Source organism: Maritimimonas sp. 2304DJ26-3, assembly GCF_056591635.1.
In genome coordinates, this window is record NZ_JBWQOK010000004.1 from 400,817 (window position 1) to 418,214 (window position 17,398).

Sequence of the window (17,398 nt, forward strand, 5' to 3'; positions counted from 1 at the left end):
TCAAATTTTTATCGTCAATTAAGTGAATAGAAGATGAAAACATCTGATAAAATACTTGACGGACAACTTGTATCTCGATGTAAGAAGGGTGATAAAAAAGCATTTACGCAACTTGTAAAGCGTTGGCATTTAAGATTTTGCAAACAAGCTTTTTGGTATATAAAAGATAGAGATCTAGCAAAAGATATAGCTCAAGAGAGTTGGACCATAATTTTTGAAAAGTTAGACACTTTACATGATCCGAATAGTTTTGGAAGCTGGTCATTGAGTATAGTAAATAGAAAAGCAATAGACGCTTTAAGAAAAGAAAAAAGAATTGACAAGAAGTTACACAGCTATTATGATAATGAACAATTAAATTATGATGAACAAAATGATAAAAGTATTGATTGCAATTATAATTCTAATGCTAATAGCAATTCAAAAGCTCTTATAAAAGCAATTTATCAGTTACCAGAAAATCAGCAAACAGTTTTGCGATTGTTTTACTTAGAAGAGTATTCGGTATTTGAGATAAGCAATTTGTTAGAAGTGTCAAAAGGAACAATAAAATCTAGACTTTTTTATGCTAGAGAGAAATTAAAAACAATTTTAAAACATAAAGATTATGAAAAATCATAACGAAGAAATAGATCAAATAATAAAAGATACTTTAACTCAAGAAGAGGCGAGGTTCTACGATCAACTAGATGAACAAAATGTTTTCAAAAAAATCTTAGGAGTTTTTGAAGGAAAGAATGGTTGGTTGTTAATTATTATGAATATAGTGACACTTGTTTTTTTAGGAATATTTGTTTACTGTATAGTGCAATTTTTTAATACTGATGTTACCAATGAACTTATATTATGGACGGCAGGTGGTCTTTTTAGTGCCTTATTTATTAGTATGATAAAAGTATATGTGTGGCAATTGATGCATAAGAATGACACATTACGTGAACTCAAACGTATTGAGTTACAAATAGCTGCTTTATCAGGAAAAATAAAACAATAAAATGAAGGTATTAAATATACATTCGAGACTTGTAAATCAACCGAAGAGTGAGATTTCAAAATTATTTGAAACTTTGGCTACAAAAGATGATAAAATGCTGGCTATAGATAAATGGTCACCAATGCGATTAGATAAAGGATTAAAAGTTGGTTCAAAAGGAGGGCATGGACCAATAGGCTACTTTGTAACTAAATATGAAAAAGGAGAGTTTATTCAGTTTCAATTTACAAAACCTAAAGGCTTTAGTGGTGTTCATGAATTTAAAATAAATCAAATAGAAGAGTATAAAACTGAATTAGTTCACAGATTGAAAATGGATATTAAGAATCAGGCATTATTGACCTGGCCATTAGCCATTCGTTGGTTACATGATGCTTATATTGAAGACGCTTTTGATACGGTAGAAAATCACTTTTTAACAGATAAAAAAAGATCAGAATGGAGTTCTTGGGTTAGGTTTTTAAGAAAGGTTTTAAAAACAAGGAAAAATAAAAAAGCATCCTAAATTTTAGGATGCTTTTTTTATATCGTTTTAAGAAATTACTTTACAATAAACTTACCTCGCATTATAGCAAAATGTGCAGGAAATGTACATAGAAAATCGTATGTGCCAGCTTCTGGAGCATCAAACTCAATTGTAGTTTCTTCACCACCACCGATCATTTTGGTATGAGCGATAACAGCATCCTTCATGTCTGCTGGTATATAGTCCGTATCTTTAGCGGTATTCGCCTTTTGACCGAACTCATTCATATTTGTTCCTTTTTTAAGGATAACAAGATTATGTCCCATTAAGTCTTTTGACATCTTTCCAGTATGCTTTAGCGTAATTTTTACTTTTTGTCCACCATTAACGGTAATTTCTTTGAGACTAAAACGCATATTATCATCACCTTCAATAACAATATCATTACTTATAGGTTCGTCTTTTTTTACTTCAGTAGTTTTAACTACTTCAACAGGGGCTTCAACTGATTTGTTTTCTTCTTTTTTATTATCGCCACAGCTCCAGATCAGAATTAAGCTAAAGCATAAGGCATACATTAATTTTTTCATTTTATGAGTTATTTAGATTCTTACAAATTTACATCTAAATACACCTCTTGCCAAAAAATAATTATGGTTTTTAAACTACTTTTAATTCATTAAATTTGCAGTCCTTAAAAAGTTAACATGTTAGAGAGATTACGTATAGTAAAGCAACGATTTGATGAAGTTTCAGACCTAATTATTCAGCCAGATATTATTTCTGATCAGAAACGATATGTAAAGTTGAATAAAGAGTATAAAGACTTAAAAACAATTGTTGATAAAGGTGAAATTTACGAACGTTTGATCAATAATATAAACGAGGCTAAAGAAATTATCGAGGATGGTTCTGATTCTGAAATGGTAGAAATGGCCCAGCTTGAATTAGAAGAAGCTAACGAGAAATTACCTCAGTTAGAAGATGAGATCAAATACATGTTAATTCCAAAAGACCCTGAGGATGCTAAGAATGTAATGATGGAAATTCGTGCAGGTACTGGCGGTGATGAAGCTAGTATTTTTGCTGGTGATCTATATAGAATGTATGCTAAATTCTGTTCTGATAAAGGATGGAAAACAGAAGTGGTGGATTTAAATGAGGGGACTTCGGGCGGGTTTAAAGAAATTATTTTTAGTGTTTCAGGTGAAGATGTTTATGGAGATTTAAAGTTTGAAGCGGGTGTGCATCGTGTACAACGCGTGCCACAAACAGAAACACAAGGTAGAGTACATACATCAGCCGCTACAGTAATGGTGTTGCCTGAAGCTGAGGAGTTCGATGTAGAACTAGATATGAAAGATGTAAAGATTATTAGAACCACATCTACTGGACCTGGTGGGCAGAGTGTAAATACTACGTATTCTGCGATACAGTTAAAGCATATTCCAACGGGTATAGAAGCTAAGTGTCAAGACCAAAAATCACAACATAAGAATTTAGAAAAAGCGATTAAAGTATTACGTTCTCGTTTGTACGAAGCAGAGTTGGCTAAAAAACAAGCTGAAGATTCTGCTCGTAGAAAAAGTATGGTTTCTAGCGGTGATCGTTCTGCCAAAATTAGAACATATAATTATCCTCAAGGCCGTGTAACTGAACATAGAATTGGTTTAACTTTATATGATTTGAGTAATATTATAAATGGTGATATTCATAAGATTATAGAAGAGTTAAAACTTGCCGAAAACGCTGAAAAATTAAAAGAGTCTGGAGAAGTTTTATAGATTGTTTTCGATTCTATAAGCCACGCAATTTCTTAAATCGCTATCCTTATCAAGCATAGGATGCTCAAAATAAGTATATACTTTCATTCCTAGTTTTTGCATTACGTTTTGCGATTTGATATTTAAAACGGGTGTAACAGAATATATTTCATTAAGCTTTAATTCCTTGAAGGCGAAATTTAAACAAGCTTTAGCGCCTTCGGTAGCAAAACCATTTCCCCATTGACTTTGTAGTAGGCGCCAGCCAATTTCAATTGATGGTGTAAAATCACTTTCAAAAGTTTGTGTATTTAATCCTATAAAGCCAATAAATTTGTAGGTATCTAATCGATCTGCCGCAAAAAAGCAAAAGCCATGCTCATTAAAGTGATGGTGCATGCGTTCTATGAATTCTATAGTTTCTTTTTTTGTTAAAGTGTTAGGGAAAAACTCTCGCACCTTAGGGTCAGCGTTCATAACTGTAGCTGGTTCTATATCTTTCTCATTCCAATTTCTTAAACCTAACCTTTCGGTTTTTATAATGTAATCCATTCTAATCTAAATAATGAAGCATTTCTATTAAATTCTTTTTGAAGCCCACTTTTTCATAAGCTTTAATAGCGCTTGGGTTTTCTTGATATACTTGTAGTCGTGTTTCTTTAATCCCTCTACTTTTAAACCAATCAAAAATTGTATCTAGAATCAACTTACTAATTCCTTTACCACGATGCTCATCTTTAACGAACATAAAACCAACATAGCCATGTTCTTTATATGCAAAATGATTCTTATTTTGCTTTATTAAACCATAGCCAGAGCCCACAACTTCATCATTAATTGTAGCAACAAATAATTCTGCATTATCAGATTTAATAAATGCTGATATATCGTAATAGGTTATGTACTTTTTTTGCTCTAAAGATTCATCCATTGGACGCTCAACTTCAATCAAACGTTGTAGAAAATCATTTAAAATTTCTAAATCAGACAGCTCAGCCTTTCTAATTTTTACTTCCATATTTTGTGAACAATTATTAAGCTAATTTATAAACTAAAAATCATTTGATGTTAAAATACTAACGTAGTGTTTTAATTCGTTTATTTTTTGAATTGTTGCTAAACCAATCCAACCATTTTAATTAATTTTACATCAATAGAAAACATTAATGAATTTTAAAGGGCTAAAGAAAAATACTGCTAATATGTTTTTTGAAAAAGAATTCAAAAAACTAAAAAAAACATCTAAAAAACAACCTGAAAGTATTGAAACTATAGGTGTTTTGGCTGATTCTCGATTGTTTGGTAGTTATGATATTTCTCGAAATTTAAGTCAGAAATTGGGCAAACCACACAAAAATTTTGAGATTATAATTTTCGAAAACCTTAAAGATGATTTTGTAACACAACATTACAATACGTTTACCGAAAAAGATTTTGGTATGTATGGTAAAGTAAAAGCACCGAATCTTAAAGATTTTGTTGAAAGTAAGTATGATTTATTGATTAATTATTGCAACCCAGAAAGTGTTTATGGTAATTTAGTTACTGTACGATCGAATGCTAAATTTAAAGTAAGTTTCGCCACTGAAGAATTAGGCGATCTTTATGATTTTACCATTTCAGTTGATACAAATAAGATTGATGTTTTTAACGACGAGCTTGCAAAATATTTACAAATATTTGAATTAATTTAATGAAACAATTTATTGGTACTGGTGTTGCTCTAGTAACTCCTTTTAAAGAAGATAGAAGTGTAGATTATGACGCTTTAGAAAGATTAATTAATTTTCAAATTGAGGGCGGAATTGACTATTTAGTAGTTTTTGGAACCACAGGAGAGTCGGTTACTGTCACACCAGAAGAGAAAGAAAAAGTCAAACAAAAAATAATAGAAGTTAATAATGGTAGATTATCATTAGTATTAGGTGTAGGAGGCAATAATACTCAAGTGGTTATTAATGAAATTGAGAACACAGATCTTTCTAATTTTGATGCTATTTTATCCGTTGCTCCCTATTATAGTAAACCAACTCAAGAAGGATTCTATCAGCATTTTAAAGCTATAGCAGATGTTAGCCCTAAACCAATAATACTCTATAATGTGCCTGGTCGTACTTCTAAAAATATGGAACCAGAAACTGTTATTAGATTAGCCAGTGACTTCGACAATATTATAGCTGTAAAAGAAGCGGGAAATAATGTGCAACAGTATTTAGAATTGATAAAAAATAAACCAGATGATTTTTTAATAATTTCGGGGGATGATGACCTTGTATTAGGAATTACATTAGCTGGTGGAGCTGGAGTTATTTCTGTGATTGGGCAAGCCTTTCCAAAGGAATTTTCTAAAATGATTCAGTTAGGTATTGAAGGAAATGCTAAAGAAGCCTATAAAATCCATTACAAATTGATGGATATGATTGGTTATATCTTTGAAGAGAATAATCCAGCAGGCATAAAAGCTCTATTAAAAAAGCGAAATGTTTGCGAAAACTATGTGCGTCTTCCATTGGTTGAAGCTACTAAAGAATTACAAGAAAAAATTAATACTTTTATAGACAATTACTAACCTTTAAAACAAAATAAAATGCTCAAAGAAAAAATTGAGAAAGCATTAAACGAACAAATTACAATTGAAGCCGAGTCATCACAAGTATATTTAGCAATGGCTTCTTGGGCAGAAACACAAGGTTTTGAAGGTGTTGCAGAATTTATGTATGCGCATTCTGATGAAGAAAGAATGCATATGCTTAAGGTTGTAAAATACATTAATGAACGCGGAGGTCATGCAAAAATATCTACATTAAAAGCGCCACCGGTATCATTTGGATCGTTTAAAGAAATGTTTCAAACATTATTCGATCATGAAGTAATGGTTTCTGAAAGTATTAATGAATTGGTTCATATTTCATTACAAGAGAAAGATTATGCTACACATAATTTCTTACAATGGTATGTGGCTGAGCAAATTGAAGAAGAGGCCCTTGCAAGAACCATTCTAGATAAAATTAATTTAATTGGTGACGATAAAGGTGGATTGTATCTGTTTGATAATGATGTAAAACAATTAACTGTAACATCATCAGCAGCTCCAGAAAATAATGCCTAACTAATTAACAAAGTTTTAGCATAACTTACTTACACTTAGCTAAAAACTCAGCTATTTTTGTACCCAAACTATTGCGAAAAATAGTTTTATTAATCCATAATAAATAAGTAATTTTGCAAAATGCTAAAAATTGAAAGGATATTAATAATGGTTATGACAGTAGTAATGCTGTCTTCTTGTGGCGAATATCAAAAGGTTTTGAATAAGGGTAAAGCCGAAGATCAATACAAAATGGCCACTAGCTTATTTGAAGAAGGAAAATATAATAAAGCAATAACCTTATTCGAAAAAGTAATTCCAGCATATACCCGTAAGCCTCAGCTTGAACGTATACAGTATATGGTGGCTATGGCAAATTATAATACTAAGAATTATGATTTAGCATCTTATTACTTTAACCGTTTTATGTCTAACTATCCTAACAGTTCTAAAATAGAAGAGGCTGCCTTTTTAACTGCTCATAGTTATTTTTTATCTACTCCTAAATATAGTAGAGATCAAAAAGATACTCAAAAAGCATTACAGGCACTTCAAAATTTTATTGATAAGTATCCAACTAGTGATAAAGTTGAACAAGCCAATAAACATTTTGAAGATCTTACTTTTAGATTAGAAAAGAAATCATTTGAGATTGCTAAGCAATATTACCACATAGAAGATTATAAAGCCGCAATTATGGCTTTTGATAACTTTATCTTAGATCATATAGGTTCTTCTTATAAAGAAGATGCTTTGTATTATAAATTTAAGGCTTCTAATGATTTAGCTGTAAAAAGTGTCTTGATTAAAAAAGAGCAACGTTTAGAAGACGCAATTGCGGCTTATGCAAAATTTAAAAAGAGTTTTCCTGAGTCAGATAAAATGAAAGAGGTAGATAAACTGAATGCTAATTTGAATAAGGAATTGACCGAAACAAAAGAATTGATACAAAAACTAAAGAATAATACAGTTACAAGTAATGGATTATAAAAACACAGAAGCGGCTTTAACTACAATTACGTACGATAAGTCTAAGATCGAAGAGCCTACAGACAATATTTATGAGTCTATTGCTATTATGGCAAAACGAGCTACTCAAATCAATGAAGATCTTAAAAAAGAATTGATTGATAAATTAGAAGAGTTTGCTACTCATAATGATAGTTTAGAAGAAATCTTTGAAAATAAAGAACAAATAGAGGTTTCACGTTTTTATGAAAAATTACCTAAACCAACTGCAATTGCAGTACAAGAATGGTTAGAAGGTAAGATTTACCATAGAAACCCAGAAGAAGAAACCGATACCATATAATAAATGTCTGTTTTAAGCGGTAAAAATGTATTACTAGGCGTTACCGCCGGCATCGCCGCTTATAAAACGGCACATCTGGTTAGACTTTTTATAAAAGCAGGAGCTAATGTTCAAGTCGTTCTGACTCCTGCTTCTAAAGATTTTATCACTCCACTCACACTTTCTACACTTTCTAAGAACCCTGTTCATTCTACTTTTTATGACAAAGAAGAAGAAAATGAATTATGGAATAATCATGTAGATCTTGGACTTTGGGCAGATTTTATGCTTATTGCACCTGCAACTGCAAATACCTTATCTAAAATGGCGAATGGTACTTGTGATAATTTATTGTTAGCAACCTATCTTTCTGCTAAATGTGATGTGTATTTTGCACCAGCGATGGATTTGGATATGTACAAGCATCCTACAACTAAAACAAGCTTAGATAAGTTGAATAGTTTTGGTAATATGATGATTCCTGCTGAAAGCGGTGAATTAGCAAGTGGTTTGGTTGGTGAAGGTAGAATGGCAGAACCAGAAAACATTGTTCAGTTTATTGAAAACCATATTTTGTCAGGTCTTCCGTTAAACGGAAAGAAGGTTTTGATAACAGCTGGGCCAACTTACGAAGCCATAGATCCTGTTCGATTTATAGGAAATCATTCATCTGGTAAAATGGGTTTTGAGTTGGCAAAATGTGCTGCCAATCTTGGAGCAGAAGTTTTTTTAATTACGGGTCCATCTCACGAAAGTGAAAATCATTCTCTAATTAAAAGAATAAATGTAGTTAGTGCTCAAGATATGTATGATGCTGTGCATGAGCATTATAATAAAGTAGATATAGCTATTTGTTCTGCTGCTGTTGCCGATTATAAACCAGCAACTGTATCTGATAAGAAAATAAAAAAGAAAGATGCATCGTTACATATAGACTTGGTTAAAACAAAGGATATATTAGCTTCTCTTGGAGAACAAAAGAAGAGTCAGTTTTTAGTAGGTTTTGCACTTGAGACTAATAACGAATTAGAGAATGCCAAAAGCAAGTTGAATCGTAAAAATTTAGATTTAATTGTTCTAAATTCGTTACAAGATAAAGGTGCTGGGTTTAAAAAATCGACCAATAAAGTAACACTGATTGATAGCGCTGAGGTTATAAAAGAATTTGAATTAAAGTCTAAAACCGAAGTAGCTTCAGATATTTTTAATGAAATCATTGCTAAGATAAATGCGTAATTGTTTATTGTTTTTTGTTTTGCTTTTTGTGCTTGTAACTAAAGCGCAAGAGCTGAATTGTTTAGTTGTTGTGAACGATGATCAGATTCAAAGTTCCAATACTCAAGTTTATAATACAATGCAAACGGCAATTTCAGAATATTTGAACAATACCAAATGGACAAATAAAAATTATAAATCTCAAGAAAAAATTCAGTGTGCAGTTACTTTGAATATTTTAGAACAGCCTTCATCGAATGAATTTAGAGGAAATATTCAAGTGCAGGTTTCACGTCCAGTATTTAATTCTACATACAAAACAGCTACATTTAATTTTAAAGACGATGATCTAGCTTTTAGCTACAATGAGTTTCAACCTTTATTTTATAATGAGAATAGTTTTGATTCAAACCTGGTATCTATTTTAACATTCTATGCATATACAATTCTAGGTATTGATGCAGATACTTTTACCTTAAATGGTGGTCAGGAATTTCATGAAAAAGCTGAAAATGTTGTAAACCAGGCACAACAAGGCGGGTTTTCTGGATGGAATCGTATAGATGGAAATACGACAAGATATCAATTAAACGAAAATATATTATCCCCAGCTTTTCAAGGATTTAGAACGGCATTATATGAATATCATTTAAATGGATTGGATAAAATGGCTGATAGTAAGAAAGATGCAAAAAACACAATAAGTGAAGCTGTACTTAAAATGCAAGATTTATATAATAGGAGAGCTAATGCTTTTTTACTACGTGTTTTTATGGATACCAAATCAGATGAAATTGTAGATATTTTTTCTGGAGGCCCTAGAACCAATACTACAAGTTTAAAAGAGGCTTTGCTGAGAATTTATCCATCGTATACTTCTAAGTGGGAAAAAATTAAGATCTAATTCTATAAAAATTAGTACAATTTAAGTAAGTTTGAAGAGTGTATGCTGCACTCTTTTTAATTTTATAAAAACTTCACTCACAGTAATGTTACAACAGTTAACTATTAAAAATTTTGCTTTAATTGACAATCTTAAAGTTGATTTTAAAGAGGGGTTTTCAATTATTACTGGAGAGACGGGTGCAGGAAAGTCTATCATTTTGGGTGGATTAGGTTTAATTTTAGGTAATCGAGCTGATCTATCTCTACTTAAAAATACAGACAAGAAATGTATCATAGAAGGTGAATTTAATGTTGACAAATACAATCTGAAAACTTTTTTTAATGAGAATGATATTGATTTTGAGTCACCAACTATTATTAGGAGAGAGATTGCACCTGGTGGGAAGTCTAGAGCTTTTATAAATGATACACCAGTAAGATTAACTGTACTAAATGGATTGAGTGAAAGGTTAATAGATATTCATTCTCAGTATGAGACATTAGAATTGGCCGATACTATGTTTCAGTTTAAAGTTATAGATGCGCTAGCTTCTAATACTAAATTTTTAGAATCTTATAAAAATGAATTTGAACATTATAAGCAACTAAATCAAGAGCTTGAAGAGTTGTTAAAAGAGCAACAGGAAGCTAAATTGCAATACGATTATAATCAATTCTTATTAACCGAATTAGTCGAAGCCGATTTAAAACCTGATGAGCAGGTTTTTTTAGAAAATACTTTAGAAAAACTAAATAATGTTGAAGCCATAAAACTAGAGTTTACGGAAGCTATAAATATAGCTAATAATGAAGAATTAGGTATCAAATCATTACTTAATAAATTTAAAAGTAATATATCAAAACTAGTATCTTATAGTTCAGATTATGATAGCTTATCTGAGAGAATTGATAGTACAGAAATAGAATTTAACGATATTGTTGATGAATTAGAAAGAGCAAATGAGACGGTTGCCGTTAGCCCTCAAGAAATTGAAAATTATAATGATAGATTACAACTTATTTATAATCTACAAAAAAAGCATTCTGTAAGTTCAATAGAAGAACTTTTGACAATACAAGAAAAGTTATCTTCTAAAGTAGATCAAGTTGAGAATGCTGACGAAATATTGAATGCTAAAAGAATAAAACTTTCTGAAGTTGAAGTTCAGCTAAATAGAATAGCTGAGACAATTCATAATAATAGAGGTAAGGTTATTCCCGATTTTATTGAAAAATTAGAAGAAATCCTTTCAAATCTATCCATGCCTAATACACGATTCAAAATAAATTTGAGAGCATTGGATTCATTCCTGAAAAATGGAAAAGATGAATTGCAATTTTTGTTTTCCGCGAATAAAGGTTCAGATTTTGATCAACTAAAAAAAGTGGCTAGTGGAGGCGAAATGTCTCGAATAATGTTGGCTGTAAAAGCGTTGTTGTCAGAATACACTCAATTGCCAACCATACTTTTTGATGAGATAGATACTGGTGTTTCTGGTGAAGTTTCAAATAAGATTGCTGCCATAATGAAAAAAATGAGTGAAAACATGCAAGTTATTTCAATAACACATTTACCTCAAATTGCAGCGAAAGGAGAACATCATTATAAAGTTTACAAAGAAGAAATAGAAGAACAAACTATTACAAATATTAAAGAATTATATAACAATGATCGTATAATTGAGCTTGCCGAAATGCTCAGCGGTAAAGATATTTCACATAGCGCCATTACACATGCAAAGCAATTATTAAACTAATATATTTTTTAAAAATATTGAAGTAACTTTGCTTAACAAAAATAAGATCAAACTATAATATATATACAATGTATAATTTACTTAAAGGAAAAAGAGGAATCATTTTTGGAGCTTTAGATCAAAATTCAATAGCTTGGAAAACTGCTGAGCGTGCACATGAAGAAGGTGCGCAATTTGTCTTAACAAATGCACCGATTGCTATGAGAATGGGTGCTATTAAAGAATTGGCAGAAAAGACAGGTTCAGAAATTGTTCCAGCTGATGCTACATCTCTTGAAGATTTGAATAATTTAGTTGAAAAATCTATGGAAATTCTTGGAGGTAAGTTAGATTTTGTGCTGCATTCTATAGGTATGTCTGTAAATGTTCGTAAAGGCAAGCACTATACAGATCAGAATTATGATTTCACAACCAAAGGTTGGGATGTTTCTGCTGTTTCCTTTCACAAAGTTATGAATGTGCTTTACAAACAAGATGCCATGAATGAATGGGGCTCTATTGTTGCTTTAACATATATGGCAGCTCAAAGAGTTTTTCCAGATTATAATGATATGGCAGATAATAAGGCATATTTAGAATCAATTGCTAGGAGTTTTGGCTATTTCTTTGGAGCAGATAAAAAAGTGAGAGTAAATACTATTTCTCAATCACCAACACCAACTACAGCTGGCCAAGGGGTTAAAGGCTTTGACGGATTTATAGCATATGCTGATAAGATGTCTCCTTTAGGGAACGCTACAGCTCAAGATTGTGCGGATTATACTATTTCATTGTTTTCAGATTTGACTCGAAAAGTTACACTACAAAACTTATTTCATGATGGAGGATTCTCCAATATGGGTGTTAGTCAATCTGTTATGGATTTTTTCATGAATGAAGATAGCTTTAAAAATTGTTAATTAACGGTTCATAATTTACCATATAACTACTTAAAAAATATACTTTTTAAAGTAACTTTACGTTATTAACAGAGGGGTCAGTTAATTTTTGTTAGAAAAGTTAAAAATAAGCTCATGGAGAAAAAAATTACTATGCTGTTTTTAGTATTTGTAGTAATAGTCGGTACTACAAATATATATGCGAATGATTTGCTTGGATATATGGCTAAAATCATCGTTCCCCCGGCTAACGACGAATGTTCATCGGCAATAGAACTAACGGTAAATCAAGATAATTTATGTACAAATACAGAATCTGGAACCGTATCCGAAGCAACGGCTTCTAGTGAGATGGTTGTTTGTACAAATAAAGAGAATGAAGCTAATGATGATGTTTGGTTTAGATTTGTAGCAACTTCTACATCACATAAAATAGACTTATTAAATATAAGTGGAAGCTCAACTAATTTATACCATGCAACTTATGATGCTGGAGTATCTGGTGATTGCAATGCATTGAATTTAATATTGTGTAGTGATCCAAACTCTAGTATACCATCTGGTCTAACTATAGGAAATACTTATTATGTTCGTGTATTTACAAATAGCACTGGAATACACAATACTACTTTTGACATTTGCATAGGTGCCGATCCAACACCTCCAGTAAATGATGATTGTGCTAACGCTGAAACAATTGCAGCTTTTCCTTTTTCTGAAATGGTCGATGCATCTACTGCAACAAATGGTGCTGGATTTATTGATGTTTCAGGTTGCGGTATTATGAATGATGGTGTATGGTATACATTGACAGGAAATGGAGCAGAATTAACAGTTACTATTCAACCTACTGCATGGGATGTTGAGATTGGTGTTTATACTGGGTCATGTGCAAGCTATACTTGTGTTGGAAGTGCTAATCTTGGTATATCTGGTACTGCAGAAGCTGTAATTTTTAATTCAACTTTAGGAACTACTTATTATATAAATGTTGGTCACCAAAATGATTCTGTTGATGAGCCTGAAGGTATTTTTAATATCAGTGTAACCTCTGGAGTATTATCAATTGATGATTTAGTCGAAAAAGGATTTTCTTATTATCCAAACCCTGTTAAAGATGAGTTGAAATTAAGTTCTAAAGAAATGATAGAAAGCTTAACTATTTATAATCAAATGGGGCAACGTCTTAAAAGTGTATCTCCATCTTCAATTAAAACATCATTAGATTTTTCTGAAATGCCTACTGGTACTTATTTTGTTAGAGCCAAAGTAGGTAATAGTACTGGGTCTTTTAAAATTATAAAAGAATAAAGAAGGTTGTAAACTATATAAAAGATAGAAAGTCTGTTAATTATATTAACAGACTTTTTTATTTATTAAGAGATCTTATTAAATCATAAAAAACCCGAGCGTTAACTCGGGATTTTCAATAAGTAAGAAGTTTTAATTTATTTTACTTTTTCAACGATTGCTTTAAAAGCCTCAGGATTGTTCATTGCAAGGTCAGCCAGAACTTTTCTATTTAACTCTATATTATTGGCTTTTACCTTACCCATAAATTGAGAATAAGACATACCATGCATACGAGCTCCAGCATTAATACGCTGAATCCATAAACTTCTAAAATTACGTTTGTTGTTTTTTCTATCGCGATAAGCATAAGACATTGCTTTTTCTACCGCGTTTTTAGCTACTGTATAAACGTTTTTTCTACGTCCGAAATAACCTTTTGCTTGTTTTAATATTTTTTTTCTACGAGCTCTTTTAGCTACTGAATTTACCGATCTAGGCATAATTTTTATTTTTTTGAGTTAGGCAGATTTGTTTCAATCGTTTACTTGCTCTAACACAGGGTTAATAATGTACCAAAATAAGCTTGGCTTATTTTAATGTTAATTGTTTTAAAATGTTCATCTCATCAGACTTGTGTACCAAACCATCATGAGTTAAACGCAGCTTTCTTTTTTTTGACTTCTTAGTCAAAATATGACTTTTGAAAGCATGCTTTCTTTTGATCTTACCAGTACCCGTCATCTTAAAACGTTTCTTGGCACTAGATTTTGTCTTCATTTTAGGCATCTTCTCCTACTTTATAATTATTCTTACTTATTCTATTATTTCTTTTTTGGAGCTATAAACATCGTCATACGCTTACCTTCTAATCTTGGCATTTGCTCTACCTTACCATATTCTTCAAGCTCTTGAGCTAATCTTAATAATAAGATTTCTCCTTGATCTTTATAAACTATAGAACGACCTTTAAAGAAAACATACGCTTTAAGTTTTGCTCCATCACTTAAAAACTTTATTGCATGTTTCTTTTTAAATTCATAGTCATGGTCATCAGTTTGAGGGCCAAAACGTATCTCTTTAATTGTAACTTTAGTAGCCTTCGACTTTAAAGCCTTCTCTCTTTTTTTCTGTTCGTAAAGAAATTTCTTATAATCAATTATTTTACAAACTGGTGGATCGGCTTTTGGAGATATTTCAACAAGATCTAACTCAAGTTCTTCTGCCATCTTTCTTGCTTGCGAAATAGGATAAACACCTACTTCAACATTATCGCCTACTAATCTAACTTCGCGTGCAAGAATCTTTTCATTGATTTTGTGCGGATCTTCCTTTATTATTCTCCAGGGTCTTCTATTCCCTCGTCTTCTTATTGCTATGGCTTTTAAATTTTTTAAGCTGTTTACTACAGCGGTTAAACTAAAATTGTTGTAATGTACTACTTATTTCTTTATTAATTAAAGAAGAAAATTCTTCAACAGTAAATGTTCCTAAATCTCCTTCACCATGGCGTCTTACTGAAATCAATTCTTCATTTTCCTCTTTCTCTCCGATAATAATCATGTAAGGAATCTTATTTACTTCAGCATCCCGTATCTTTCTACCCGTCTTTTCATTCCTGTTATCAACGAGGGCGCGAATTTCGTAATTTTCTAACAAATTTAAAACTTTTTGAGTATATTTTTCATATTTCTCACTGATAGGCAGTAAAATAGCCTGTTCTGGTGTTAACCAAAGCGGAAAATTACCTCCCGTATGCTCTAATAATAAAGCAATGAAACGCTCCATAGAACCAAAAGGCGCGCGGTGAATCATTACTGGTCTATGTAATTGATTGTCTGCTCCTTTATAATTCAGATCAAAACGTTCGGGTAAGTTATAATCTACTTGTATAGTTCCTAATTGCCATTGTCTACCCAATGCATCCTTAACCATAAAGTCAAGTTTGGGTCCATAAAAGGCAGCTTCTCCTTCTTCAATTATATAATCTAAACCTTTATCTTCGGCAGCATTGATAATTGCGCGTTCTGCTTTTTCCCAATTCTCCACATCACCTATGTATTTATCAGGATTTTCAAGGTCACGTACTGATACTTGCGCAGTAAAATTCTCTAAACCTAACGATCTTAATACATATAAAGAAAGATCAATTACATTTTTAAACTCATCATCTAATTGATCTGGAGTGCAAAATAAATGTGCATCATCTTGTGTGAACCCTCTTACACGTGTTAAACCATGTAATTCGCCACTCTGCTCATATCTATAAACTGTACCAAATTCTGCAAAACGTTTTGGTAAGTCTTTATAGGAATATGGTTTACTATTATAAATTTCACAATGATGAGGGCAGTTCATAGGTTTTAATAAGAACTCTTCTTCATCCTTTGGGGTATGAATTGGTTGAAAACTATCTTCACCATATTTTGCATAATGACCAGAAGTTACATACAATTCTTTCTGACCAATATGAGGGGAAATTACCATTTCGTAACCAGCTTTCTTCTGAGCTTTTTTTAAGAAGTTTTCTAAACGTTCTCGTAAAGCCGCTCCTTTTGGTAGCCATAAAGGTAAACCTTGACCAACTTTTTGAGAAAAAGTGAACAATTCTAATTCCTTTCCAAGTTTTCTATGGTCACGTTTTTTGGCCTCTTCTAAAAGTTCTAAATATTCTTTTAACTCTTTTTGTTTAGGGAATGATATACCATATATACGTGTAAGCTGTTGATTATTTTCATCGCCCCGCCAATAGGCACCAGCAACATTCATGATTTTTACAGCCTTTATAATACCTGTATTAGGTATGTGTCCTCCTCGGCACAGATCGGTAAAATCGGCATGATCACAAAAAGTAATATCACCATCTTCTAAATTCTCAATAAGCTCAACTTTAAACGCATTATTTCTTTCCTTATAATAAGATAGAGCATCTGCCTTAGAAACAGAACGTATTTTAAACTCAAATTTCTGACGGGCAAATTCTAATATTTTATCCTCAATTTTCTTAAAATCACTCTCAGATAAAGAGCCTTCCCCAAAATCTACGTCATAATAAAATCCATTTTCAATCGCTGGGCCGATAGTTAGCTTGGCATTTGGGTATAGATCTAAAATAGCCTGGGCCAAAACATGTGCAGAAGAGTGCCAAAAAGCTTTTTTACCTTGAGTGTCTTTCCAAGTATATAATATTAATGTACCGTCTTGGGTTAATTCGGTTGTAGTCTCTACAGTTTCCTCATTAAACTTAGCTGAAATAACATTTCTTGCAAGCCCTTCACTAATACTTCTGGCTACATCCATAGGAGTACTATGTTGTGCCATTTCTTTAACCGATCCGTCTGGTAATGTAATTTTAATCATTCTTTCTTTAAAAGGAGTGGCAAAGATATTTCAAAAGAGAGTTATGTACAATATATATGGGTGATTATTTTGGCGTTACCTCTAATTAAATTGTTGATCGGACTATACATTCTTTCTTTTTGTAAACTTCTTGTAGGTTTCTCATCTATATTTTCAATATATATCATATAACTATGCTCTTGTATTCTTGCAAACAAGGACATGATTATCACTTCAGGCATACTGAAATAATAAATATTTATTTATTAATAATCTACATATTAGGTGTTTATAAAAAAGATTTTTTTTGATTAAAAAAACAAAAGAAAATGTTTGCAATATTTAAATAATACTTTCTATATTTGCACCCGCTTTCAAGTATGTGGGTTTAGATAGATTAAGGAAGCAAAAGTTCACTTTTATTTACTGTAT

Annotated in this window: 21 protein-coding genes; 14 read left to right on the plus strand and 7 right to left on the minus strand. The window is 31.6% G+C overall.

The genetic code is table 11. The features are described from left to right. Positions 1–33 precede the first annotated feature (33 nt). The 3 genes from AC1EUV_RS13625 to AC1EUV_RS13635 are packed head-to-tail and all read left to right on the plus strand — an operon-like array spanning position 34 to position 1,499. Positions 34–621, plus strand: a complete 588-nt coding sequence (locus AC1EUV_RS13625) for an RNA polymerase sigma factor (RefSeq protein WP_480199271.1) — start codon at positions 34–36, stop codon at positions 619–621. Then, complete coding sequence (locus tag AC1EUV_RS13630) at positions 608–994, plus strand: DUF6768 family protein (RefSeq protein WP_480199272.1); 387 nt, start codon at positions 608–610, stop codon at positions 992–994. Before AC1EUV_RS13625 ends, AC1EUV_RS13630 begins: the two co-directional genes overlap by 14 nt. 1 nt (position 995) lies before the next feature. Further along, positions 996–1,499 carry a hypothetical protein gene (locus AC1EUV_RS13635; protein WP_480199273.1) on the plus strand — a complete coding sequence of 168 codons (504 nt, stop codon included), beginning with the start codon at positions 996–998 and terminating at the stop codon, positions 1,497–1,499. A 35-nt stretch (positions 1,500–1,534) separates the two neighbouring features. Here AC1EUV_RS13635 and azu read toward each other — a convergent pair whose 3' ends face one another. Further along, positions 1,535–2,050: an azurin gene (azu, locus tag AC1EUV_RS13640; protein WP_480199274.1), complete on the minus strand. Its 516-nt coding sequence runs from the start codon at positions 2,048–2,050 to the stop codon at positions 1,535–1,537. Between the two features lie 117 nt (positions 2,051–2,167). Here azu and prfA point away from each other — a divergent pair, with 117 nt between their 5' ends. Continuing rightward, positions 2,168–3,244: a peptide chain release factor 1 gene (gene prfA / locus AC1EUV_RS13645; RefSeq protein ID WP_480199275.1), complete on the plus strand. Its 1,077-nt coding sequence runs from the start codon at positions 2,168–2,170 to the stop codon at positions 3,242–3,244. On the opposite strand, the gene AC1EUV_RS13650 is transcribed toward prfA, so the two are convergent. Next, the gene (locus AC1EUV_RS13650) at positions 3,239–3,775 is read right to left on the minus strand and encodes a GNAT family N-acetyltransferase (RefSeq protein WP_480199276.1); all 537 of its coding nucleotides are present in this window, start codon (positions 3,773–3,775) and stop codon (positions 3,239–3,241) included. The genes prfA and AC1EUV_RS13650 overlap by 6 nt on opposite strands. Before the next feature lies 1 nt (position 3,776). After that, complete coding sequence (locus AC1EUV_RS13655) at positions 3,777–4,241, minus strand: GNAT family N-acetyltransferase (protein ID WP_480199277.1); 465 nt, start codon at positions 4,239–4,241, stop codon at positions 3,777–3,779. Between the two features lie 148 nt (positions 4,242–4,389). On the opposite strand from AC1EUV_RS13655, the gene AC1EUV_RS13660 reads away from it, so the two are divergent. The 10 genes from AC1EUV_RS13660 (at position 4,390) to AC1EUV_RS13705 (ending at position 13,648) form a co-directional block, all read left to right on the plus strand. Further along, positions 4,390–4,917 (plus strand): DUF6913 domain-containing protein, encoded by a 528-nt coding sequence (locus AC1EUV_RS13660; RefSeq protein ID WP_480199278.1) that lies wholly within the window; start codon positions 4,390–4,392, stop codon positions 4,915–4,917. After that, on the plus strand, positions 4,917–5,792 hold the full coding sequence (gene dapA / locus AC1EUV_RS13665; RefSeq protein ID WP_480199279.1) for a 4-hydroxy-tetrahydrodipicolinate synthase: 876 nt from the start codon (positions 4,917–4,919) through the stop codon (positions 5,790–5,792). The genes AC1EUV_RS13660 and dapA overlap by 1 nt, the downstream gene beginning before the upstream one ends. 18 nt (positions 5,793–5,810) lie before the next feature. Next, the gene (locus tag AC1EUV_RS13670) at positions 5,811–6,332 is read left to right on the plus strand and encodes a ferritin (protein WP_480199280.1); all 522 of its coding nucleotides are present in this window, start codon (positions 5,811–5,813) and stop codon (positions 6,330–6,332) included. A gap of 120 nt (positions 6,333–6,452) precedes the next feature. Beyond that, positions 6,453–7,301 carry an outer membrane protein assembly factor BamD gene (locus AC1EUV_RS13675; protein WP_480199281.1) on the plus strand — a complete coding sequence of 283 codons (849 nt, stop codon included), beginning with the start codon at positions 6,453–6,455 and terminating at the stop codon, positions 7,299–7,301. Next, a complete protein-coding gene (locus tag AC1EUV_RS13680; protein ID WP_480199282.1) occupies positions 7,291–7,623 on the plus strand; it encodes a DNA-directed RNA polymerase subunit omega in 333 nt (110 codons plus the stop codon). The genes AC1EUV_RS13675 and AC1EUV_RS13680 overlap by 11 nt, the downstream gene beginning before the upstream one ends. Before the next feature lie 3 nt (positions 7,624–7,626). Continuing rightward, the gene (gene coaBC, locus AC1EUV_RS13685) at positions 7,627–8,838 is read left to right on the plus strand and encodes a bifunctional phosphopantothenoylcysteine decarboxylase/phosphopantothenate--cysteine ligase CoaBC (protein ID WP_480199283.1); all 1,212 of its coding nucleotides are present in this window, start codon (positions 7,627–7,629) and stop codon (positions 8,836–8,838) included. Next, positions 8,831–9,721 (plus strand): type IX secretion system protein PorD, encoded by an 891-nt coding sequence (gene porD / locus AC1EUV_RS13690; RefSeq protein WP_480199284.1) that lies wholly within the window; start codon positions 8,831–8,833, stop codon positions 9,719–9,721. The genes coaBC and porD overlap by 8 nt, the downstream gene beginning before the upstream one ends. Positions 9,722–9,806: 85 nt before the next feature. After that, positions 9,807–11,459 (plus strand): DNA repair protein RecN, encoded by a 1,653-nt coding sequence (gene recN, locus AC1EUV_RS13695; protein ID WP_480199285.1) that lies wholly within the window; start codon positions 9,807–9,809, stop codon positions 11,457–11,459. 68 nt (positions 11,460–11,527) lie between these two features. After that, complete coding sequence (locus tag AC1EUV_RS13700; RefSeq protein ID WP_480199286.1) at positions 11,528–12,358, plus strand: enoyl-ACP reductase FabI; 831 nt, start codon at positions 11,528–11,530, stop codon at positions 12,356–12,358. Between the two features lie 114 nt (positions 12,359–12,472). Next, positions 12,473–13,648 carry a T9SS type A sorting domain-containing protein gene (locus AC1EUV_RS13705; protein WP_480199287.1) on the plus strand — a complete coding sequence of 392 codons (1,176 nt, stop codon included), beginning with the start codon at positions 12,473–12,475 and terminating at the stop codon, positions 13,646–13,648. A gap of 137 nt (positions 13,649–13,785) precedes the next feature. Here AC1EUV_RS13705 and rplT read toward each other — a convergent pair whose 3' ends face one another. The 4 genes from rplT to thrS form a co-directional block, all read right to left on the minus strand. Then, entirely contained in the window at positions 13,786–14,130 is a 345-nt protein-coding gene (gene rplT / locus AC1EUV_RS13710) for a 50S ribosomal protein L20 (protein WP_480199288.1), read from the minus strand. An 88-nt stretch (positions 14,131–14,218) separates the two neighbouring features. Further along, positions 14,219–14,416 (minus strand): 50S ribosomal protein L35, encoded by a 198-nt coding sequence (gene rpmI, locus AC1EUV_RS13715; RefSeq protein WP_480199289.1) that lies wholly within the window; start codon positions 14,414–14,416, stop codon positions 14,219–14,221. A 35-nt stretch (positions 14,417–14,451) separates the two neighbouring features. Next, positions 14,452–14,964 carry a translation initiation factor IF-3 gene (gene infC, locus AC1EUV_RS13720; RefSeq protein WP_480199296.1) on the minus strand — a complete coding sequence of 171 codons (513 nt, stop codon included), beginning with the start codon at positions 14,962–14,964 and terminating at the stop codon, positions 14,452–14,454. An 82-nt stretch (positions 14,965–15,046) separates the two neighbouring features. Then, entirely contained in the window at positions 15,047–16,987 is a 1,941-nt protein-coding gene (thrS, locus tag AC1EUV_RS13725) for a threonine--tRNA ligase (RefSeq protein WP_480199290.1), read from the minus strand. Positions 16,988–17,398 lie beyond the last annotated feature (411 nt).

Bases quoted from the DNA above. Each gene is read 5' to 3' on its own strand.
- AC1EUV_RS13625 (WP_480199271.1), top strand. From the start codon at position 34: ATGAAAACATCTGATAAAATACTTGACGGACAACTTGTATCTCGATGT.
- AC1EUV_RS13630 (WP_480199272.1), top strand. From the start codon at position 608: ATGAAAAATCATAACGAAGAAATAGATCAAATAATAAAAGATACTTTA.
- AC1EUV_RS13635 (WP_480199273.1), top strand. From the start codon at position 996: ATGAAGGTATTAAATATACATTCGAGACTTGTAAATCAACCGAAGAGT.
- azu (WP_480199274.1), bottom strand. From the start codon at position 2,050: ATGAAAAAATTAATGTATGCCTTATGCTTTAGCTTAATTCTGATCTGG.
- prfA (WP_480199275.1), top strand. From the start codon at position 2,168: ATGTTAGAGAGATTACGTATAGTAAAGCAACGATTTGATGAAGTTTCA.
- AC1EUV_RS13650 (WP_480199276.1), bottom strand. From the start codon at position 3,775: ATGGATTACATTATAAAAACCGAAAGGTTAGGTTTAAGAAATTGGAAT.
- AC1EUV_RS13655 (WP_480199277.1), bottom strand. From the start codon at position 4,241: ATGGAAGTAAAAATTAGAAAGGCTGAGCTGTCTGATTTAGAAATTTTA.
- AC1EUV_RS13660 (WP_480199278.1), top strand. From the start codon at position 4,390: ATGAATTTTAAAGGGCTAAAGAAAAATACTGCTAATATGTTTTTTGAA.
- dapA (WP_480199279.1), top strand. From the start codon at position 4,917: ATGAAACAATTTATTGGTACTGGTGTTGCTCTAGTAACTCCTTTTAAA.
- AC1EUV_RS13670 (WP_480199280.1), top strand. From the start codon at position 5,811: ATGCTCAAAGAAAAAATTGAGAAAGCATTAAACGAACAAATTACAATT.
- AC1EUV_RS13675 (WP_480199281.1), top strand. From the start codon at position 6,453: ATGCTAAAAATTGAAAGGATATTAATAATGGTTATGACAGTAGTAATG.
- AC1EUV_RS13680 (WP_480199282.1), top strand. From the start codon at position 7,291: ATGGATTATAAAAACACAGAAGCGGCTTTAACTACAATTACGTACGAT.
- coaBC (WP_480199283.1), top strand. From the start codon at position 7,627: ATGTCTGTTTTAAGCGGTAAAAATGTATTACTAGGCGTTACCGCCGGC.
- porD (WP_480199284.1), top strand. From the start codon at position 8,831: ATGCGTAATTGTTTATTGTTTTTTGTTTTGCTTTTTGTGCTTGTAACT.
- recN (WP_480199285.1), top strand. From the start codon at position 9,807: ATGTTACAACAGTTAACTATTAAAAATTTTGCTTTAATTGACAATCTT.
- AC1EUV_RS13700 (WP_480199286.1), top strand. From the start codon at position 11,528: ATGTATAATTTACTTAAAGGAAAAAGAGGAATCATTTTTGGAGCTTTA.
- AC1EUV_RS13705 (WP_480199287.1), top strand. From the start codon at position 12,473: ATGGAGAAAAAAATTACTATGCTGTTTTTAGTATTTGTAGTAATAGTC.
- rplT (WP_480199288.1), bottom strand. From the start codon at position 14,130: ATGCCTAGATCGGTAAATTCAGTAGCTAAAAGAGCTCGTAGAAAAAAA.
- rpmI (WP_480199289.1), bottom strand. From the start codon at position 14,416: ATGCCTAAAATGAAGACAAAATCTAGTGCCAAGAAACGTTTTAAGATG.
- thrS (WP_480199290.1), bottom strand. From the start codon at position 16,987: ATGATTAAAATTACATTACCAGACGGATCGGTTAAAGAAATGGCACAA.